The organism is Pedobacter sp. 01T416_2 (assembly GCF_056398925.1).
This window is the reverse complement of record NZ_JBFTQI010000280.1, coordinates 1-6,836: the sequence shown is the minus strand read 5'-3', so window position 1 is coordinate 6,836 and position 6,836 is coordinate 1. Positions and strand designations below refer to the sequence as shown.

Here is a 6,836-nt window from a genome sequence, read left to right as displayed (position 1 = left end):
CCCTATAGCTGATCGATCCATCGGTCCTTATGATATCCCCGAACGAGGCAAGTATAAACCTGTAGGTGTGTCCGGCGGTAAGCACAACCCTTACACTGTTGACATTTGGCGGGTTGACCTTCAACAGGCTTACAACGTAGGTACCTGTGGTGATATCATAAAGCTGTATCCTTCCGAAGTTATGCAGGGGATCATATTCATAACCCGTATCCTGGAAGGTATCAACACTGTAACCCAGATCCGTTACCTGGTTATAGGCAATATAAAAATCCTGCGACTGCACCGTTACGGAACTGGATTGCCCAACGCCGCGGACACTCAAAGGAACGTTCTGTAAGGGCGGCTCCACCAGGGTACTTTCACGCACAATATTGGCCTCATAGACCAATGAGTCCCGCCCCTTGGTCGGGTAGGTTATACCACTCAGCATCCCAAAGGCAAAATGGGTTGAACTGCTCTCACGGTTACCCGTCTCGAAAGGGTTCATCAGCGTAGGGAGCATATAGGACGGGGCACCGATCAGACTGGCATTCTGCTGCCCGTTGAAGAACCCGAAGTGGTCCTGGGAGAAAGAAAGCCTTGCGGGCAGAGCCGATGGCAGATAGTACCTGAAGTCATGGTTACCAAGTGGCACCTCGGTCCTTCCGTATTCGGTCAGTTTCTTCAGGTACATCCTATAGGTTGCACCCGTTGGGGAACCAACCAGGGGAGAGAGCATCGCACTGGTACTCTGTACCTGCTCAAAGTCGAGCACGAACTTTCTGATGCGGTCATTTCGACTATTGAAGAGCTCCACCCCGGTCAGTGATACATCACCGGGCAGATCCAGCCGATCGGACGTATAATTGAGCTGTACCCTGCTGCCATCACTTGAGGTGATCCCGGATAAATAATAACCATTGGTCTGCAGGCTGCTTACGCAGGTTGTATTTTCATGTATCGTCGCGCAGGCCTCGATGGTCCCGCCCACAAAATCACAGCCCGTCACTGTTGTATTGTACGGTGTCCTGATCTGCGTCTGGCTTACACCTGAAGGGTAACTAAAGGTGACCGGCGTATAACTGAACTGCAGGTTGTCCCTACCGGGGTTCTTTCCAAGGGGATGCTCGATCCTGGTCAGGTACCAGGCCGTGGGCGCCCCGTCATTCAATGTCGGGCGGTTGCTTCCGCAACCCACTCCGCTGTTGAGTGTCTTGGTATATTCAGTTGCAGCGGTCCCGCCAAAGTAATAGGCAACCCCTGCCTGATCGGTGATTTTTATGTTATAACCAGTGCCGGAGAAGTTGGTCTCTATACGCAGTGCAGTCCTGGGGATCTGCTGGACATTCCCCTGCGCATCGAGTACGAATTTTCCAGAGATTCCATTGACCGAAAAAGAGAACACATCCGGCTGGTTGTCAAAACCATCAGTCTGTTCTATACCCTTTTCAAGAAAGTCCAGCAGCGCTCTTGACTGGGCAAGGCTGGAGGGGGCAGTGATCCTTGTCGCGAACTCATCCGGTTCGTCCATAATAGTCCTGCTGACTACCCCGGTGCCGTTGAGCACCCAGCCCAGGCCTGTTCGAGCCGCAGTCTGATCTACCTTGATCCCCTCCGCTCCGTAAGATAGGCTTAGCGCATAGCTTAATTTCCCTGCTGATATATTCACAAGCGGTAAGGAGTAATTAACTGCACCGGTCGACCTGTTTATCGGAATTCCCCCATAGCGGGCAATTGCCGATACGTCAGGCGATGCAGGGACCACATTGGTGATGCTGGAAAGAGATTTTGGGTCAATCTGGGCGCGGACACCATATAGTGTGCCTAAAAGCAGCACCACTGATGCTAATATTTTTTTGAGCATAACGTGTTTAAATATAGATTTTGGACAGTTTTATCGGGATGCAGGAACATCAATTAAAATAAATTCATGATAATTAGATTTGGATGAAACAGGAGTGTGTGGTCAATCAGTAAAAGGATAGCAAATGAATCCATATTTATTTGGACAAACCAGGCCATCTGTACTTTTATTGATCAATTGGGTCGAGCAATTAAAAAGATCACGAAATATTATTCCTGTTTAGAGCTTGCTGATAGAAAATAAAACTGGAATAGGAGGAAGTTCTGAGAGACATATCTGTACTTGTTTAATAATTTTAGATGTCACGAAATACCATTTTAAAAAAAACAAAACCAAAAAAATTACACGAACATATCAGTTTTTATGACCAAACTTAAAATAGGAATAATTCAATCGTCTTTCAACAATTTTAATTTGTATCTGAAATCTTACACCAACCCCTCTCTTTATGCGACGAAATAAATCTTGATAAAATTTAACAGTCTTGAGGTTATAGGCCAGAATACAATACGATCATATCTAAAATGTTTTAATTACAAAAACTATCCAAACAATTAAATGCCAGTGAAGAAATAATGCGCTAAAAAAGCACCCTTCATCTAGAACATCGGCAGGTACATCGCAATCAGGATTACCCCTACTACCAGACCTAAAAAGATGATAATCAAAGGTTCCAGCATCCCGCTGATCGCATTGGTCTTATATTCCACTTCCTCGGTCTACCGCTGGGACAGCTGCTCAAAAAAGTGTTCCAGTTTGTTCAACCCTTCCACTATATGGATCATCTGGATAAAATTTCCCGGATAGAAATCATATTTAGACAATGCTGTTGACAGACTGCTGCCCAATAGGATATCCACCTAGGCCAGCTTTAGCGACTGCTCTACCGGACAACGAAATAAATTTCAAACAAAATCTACAGCAACAATATGCTCATTAAATAAGAACACCTTAGGACCAATGGAGGTGATCCGTCCGGCTACTGTTCGAAATCACAATTTCCTTGTAGTCCTAACAAACTGAACAAACCAAAGCTTTCCGGACAATCACTCCACAATCTCCCACGTCCCCGCCTCAATCCCCTCAGATATAACCCTGGCATCAATGCCCATCACATGGTCACCCTCCAACTCCATCAGCTTATACCAGGCTCCGGAAGGGAATTGGTCAACGATCTCCAAATATCTGCCATCTGTTTTAAGGATGGTATGCAAGGCAAACTCCTTCATATTCAAATATAAAAAATCAATTTTATTATAAGATGTGAAAGCATCTGACAAAAGCAAAGTGCCTCAAACAGGATCACTGCATGTAAGGTAAAAAGCCAGCTTTCCAAAGTCCACGCTGGCACATACGGGCAATCGAAGCCAAGCTGGCTTGGATTGCTAAAGAAATAACAAAGCCCAGAAGTTCTGCCAAGCTTTACTATAAGTTAATTATAGTCGACTCCGACTTTTTCTGCTCCGCTCTTATACTTTTTATCATTTAAAAGCTGACATCCTTTAATAAAGCTATATGTATTAGCGTCTACAACCGCGCCAATATATTACGAATTTCAAATTTTCGCTTCATTGCCAATCAACCTATAACAAATTAAATTCAGTAAATTACACAACATATACAATTAACGAATGAGGTTCAGCCAACCCTGGCTTATGCAATTACAACCAGTTCGATCGATCTGGTTGTAACGATTAATATTTTAGCGATCGGACAAGCTCATAACAGCTGTTCATACTATCGCTTGCCTTTACTCCTCGAGAACCAATTTTTTTAACTTTTCAACAATGAGCGCAACTGAATCCTTATCTTCGCGATTGTGCTTATCGTACCCTGTATCGAGATCCTGCACAAGGATTTTCTCCAAATAACTGGTTAACTGTTCTTGATTATTTATGTATTTCAAGATACCACCAATGTATTTGCTATATTCATCTGAGGCTATATCTCTACCCACATTTAAAGGATCCCAATCAGATAAGACCTGATTGATAGATAATTTAATATTTTTCATATATAAGCTGCAAACCTAATGGAAAAACGTTGGCTCAATACCAACTAAGATTTAATGTTTTTCGCTAATGTTATAAAAAACTATTTTAGTAGCTGAGCTATCGTACTAAAGCTCGGACTGTGATATACTCTATGTTTTAATTCTTGAAAATCGTAGCTCATCTCCCAAAGTTTCTTTTTTTTCTCGAGTCTTTTGATAATTTCCGCTTTAAAATCTTCAAGTGATATCATTTGAACCTCTGAATCATATTCAAAATCAATAAGTATCTGTCTTCCTTTCAATAGTGGGTTATATCCCCACAATCCAAGGTATTTTATTTTATAAGCCTTGTTTATTTTATAGTTATGCCCTAAGCTATCTATGACCTCCAAATTTGCAAAGTCGATCTTCTTTAAAAGTTCTTCACTTGTTGATTTAAAATCCTTTTCTTTAAAATAAACATAAACCATGTTATCCTTCTTAGAAAGAACAATAATTGGGTAATTTAATTCCACTTTCATTTTACCTTATAATTAATTTACACTACGCCCGCCCACTGAAACAACTCCAGCTTTAAACCAAGTTGGTGTGCCATGCCAAAATTGTCCCAACATGCTATAACCCGGTTGTCCTAAATAATTTAGTCCGTGACCTGCTCTAATGTGTATGCTTTGATTAGAGAACTTGACTAGATTCCACGGCTGATCTGAAACAGCTTCTAGCCCATATTTTTTAGCGATGGCTTGAGTAATAGCCCAATGATGCAGGGGCTCACCTGCTCCAGCATACCCTTTATTTACCATCCATTTGCGCGTTGCGCTCCAAGAATGGGAGCCTAATTTCCAAGCCCCTTTGCCAATGCCCTTTGCCACCGATTCTACTAGAAAAACGTCACTCACAGCTAACGCAGTATAAGCTAATCCTCTCCAGTATTCCCCATTTTGAAAGTGATCGATAGCCGCACGTCCAGAACCCCAAACCGGTATCAGACTCTCTAATTCCCCTAGCTGCCCAACACCTTTTCTTTCAGGCGTGCCATCCGAGGCACTCATACCTACCTTGTAAATTATTCCGTATGCGCTATTCCCATTAACCGTAGCCCCATTACCTCCAGCATCTCTATACCATGCTGTTGTTTGAATATATCCATCATTTATATTTGTAGTAACATGGGCACTGTCTCCAACAAGGCTATTATACTCGTTAGCTGCCGAAATGTAATCGGTTGCCCAGCCGTTATAAAGACCCCATTGCCCAGTTGCTTGCATGTTCTCAGCCCCACCATAAAAGGCATTCTCCGATGAGCCATATTTTTGCACTTAGCGAATGATCAGATCATGAGGAAATTAAAGAAACCCTTAGAAAGGACACTGCTGGCGTTGAACTTATCCGTAAAAATACATCCTGAAACATAAAACTCCAAAACCAACAATTATAAAGGAAGTCAAAAAGCATACAAAAAAGAGAACAGTAATTTTTCGATCACTGAAGGGGTACCTGCCTGTGGCTTTTTTTATTACTTTACTGTAAACATTTCTGTACTTCCATCGCATTCCAATAAAAGCCATTAACCAAAGCAGCAATATTATGGTCACGACCAATGGCCTGCTATAACCTATTAACTTTAAACTGATTAAGAACATATAAACGACCGAAAAAAGGAATACAAGTATATTGGCAATCATCACAGAAACGATGTTGAGACTTCGTAGCACAATGCCTTTTGGATTCGCCCTTTTAATAAGCATTAAAAAACTATGCGTTATAAACATTAAAAGATCTAATATCATCTTGTCTAAAATCTTTATTTGTCAAAAATATTCTGCTCTATGGACTTTCCATTGTAAAGCCAGGAACCTAATTCGATTACACCATACCCTAGTGTTCCTTTCAACGCTCCGGCAGTCCTTTGCGTTCCAAATCCCAGGAATCGCCCAATTGCTTGTGGACCATTATTTTGTCGAATTGTTTGCAAAGCTAGTTCAGTTCCACCCCAAACTATACCTCCTAGATTCAACACTTGCCCAAGTTCATCTGTAAAGCTTCCTGCCGCTCGCGCAGAGTGTTCTTGTTTGCCAATATAGACCGTAGTGTATTCTCCACTTACACCATTCTTAGTTACAGCTTTCCCTTGTCCATCTCTGTAATAGAACCCGGTAGAAATGTAACCATCTTTATCAGCAGTCAGTGCTCTGGCACCTGTATTATCATAAAAAGCCTGTGAAGCAGAAGCATAGTCCTGAGCCCAACCGTTCATCCCCCAAGTCCCGTTCTCACTCATGGTTGCTGCGCCTCTCGTGAAACCTTCCAGATCGGACCCAAAGGCACTAAAGCCAGATGCGCCATAACTCCTGGTATAGGAAAGTGCAGTATTCCAAAAATCAGCGTATTGTCCAGTTACTCCCCCAGCTGCCTTATCCCCTAACGGATCATTGAAGATCAACGGGCTGTTCAGCGCATACTGATAAACCGTCATGCTTTCACTCCTCCGCCATCGGATAAGCCGATACAAACCTGTCCAGTGCCGCATCGTACATCCGGCTTGGTACCTGCATTATCATAAAAAGCCTGGGATGCAGAAGCATAGTCTTGAGCCTTACCGTTCATTCCCCGGTGCCGTTCTCACTCATGGTTGCTGTGCCTCTTGTGAAACCTCAATTATAAGAATATGACCGGGCAATAATAATTCGGCATGCTGCAGATCATCGAATGGCTTTTCCTTGCATGTATTCTGGTTGCTTATAATAAGGAGCTATCGTAGTAACCTCATTATAATAATACTTAATATAAAACTCATCAAGCTCAAAATATTCCTCTATTGCTTTACCTTCATCTTGCAGCAGTGCCATTGCAATTTTTACCCCAACAAGTTCAGATCCTGTCGCTCCGAAAGTTTCTAAATGCTTAACCTGATTAAAATCAGATTCCACTTTTTCACGAATATCCAAATTAGATATAAAATACCATTTTTTGGGGCTATCATCCGGCTCACCCCTCTTG

The 6,836-nt window shown here is 42.5% G+C and carries 7 protein-coding genes; all 7 read right to left on the bottom strand.

What is annotated here, in order from left to right; all coding sequences use genetic code 11:
• A partial coding sequence (locus AC1DPQ_RS13295) for a hypothetical protein (RefSeq protein WP_477609683.1) occupies positions 1–1,843 on the bottom strand: 1,843 nt, incomplete at its 3' end.
• 599 nt (positions 1,844–2,442) lie between these two features.
• Positions 2,443–2,553, bottom strand: coding sequence for a hypothetical protein (locus AC1DPQ_RS13290; RefSeq protein WP_477583290.1), 111 nt, complete (start codon positions 2,551–2,553; stop codon positions 2,443–2,445).
• 1,040 nt (positions 2,554–3,593) lie between these two features.
• Complete coding sequence (locus AC1DPQ_RS13285) at positions 3,594–3,857, bottom strand: hypothetical protein (protein ID WP_477583160.1); 264 nt, start codon at positions 3,855–3,857, stop codon at positions 3,594–3,596.
• 80 nt (positions 3,858–3,937) lie between these two features.
• Positions 3,938–4,357 carry a hypothetical protein gene (locus AC1DPQ_RS13280; RefSeq protein WP_477583158.1) on the bottom strand — a complete coding sequence of 140 codons (420 nt, stop codon included), beginning with the start codon at positions 4,355–4,357 and terminating at the stop codon, positions 3,938–3,940.
• Between the two features lie 12 nt (positions 4,358–4,369).
• Complete coding sequence (locus tag AC1DPQ_RS13275; RefSeq protein ID WP_477583157.1) at positions 4,370–5,155, bottom strand: hypothetical protein; 786 nt, start codon at positions 5,153–5,155, stop codon at positions 4,370–4,372.
• A 485-nt stretch (positions 5,156–5,640) separates the two neighbouring features.
• A complete protein-coding gene (locus AC1DPQ_RS13270) occupies positions 5,641–6,312 on the bottom strand; it encodes a hypothetical protein (protein WP_477583155.1) in 672 nt (223 codons plus the stop codon).
• Positions 6,313–6,538: 226 nt separating this feature from the next.
• The coding region (locus tag AC1DPQ_RS13265; RefSeq protein ID WP_477609681.1) for a hypothetical protein at positions 6,539–6,836 on the bottom strand (298 nt) is incomplete at its 5' end.

Bases quoted from the DNA above. Each gene is read 5' to 3' on its own strand.
- AC1DPQ_RS13280 (WP_477583158.1), bottom strand. From the start codon at position 4,357: ATGAAAGTGGAATTAAATTACCCAATTATTGTTCTTTCTAAGAAGGAT.
- AC1DPQ_RS13270 (WP_477583155.1), bottom strand. From the start codon at position 6,312: ATGACGGTTTATCAGTATGCGCTGAACAGCCCGTTGATCTTCAATGAT.
- AC1DPQ_RS13285 (WP_477583160.1), bottom strand. From the start codon at position 3,857: ATGAAAAATATTAAATTATCTATCAATCAGGTCTTATCTGATTGGGAT.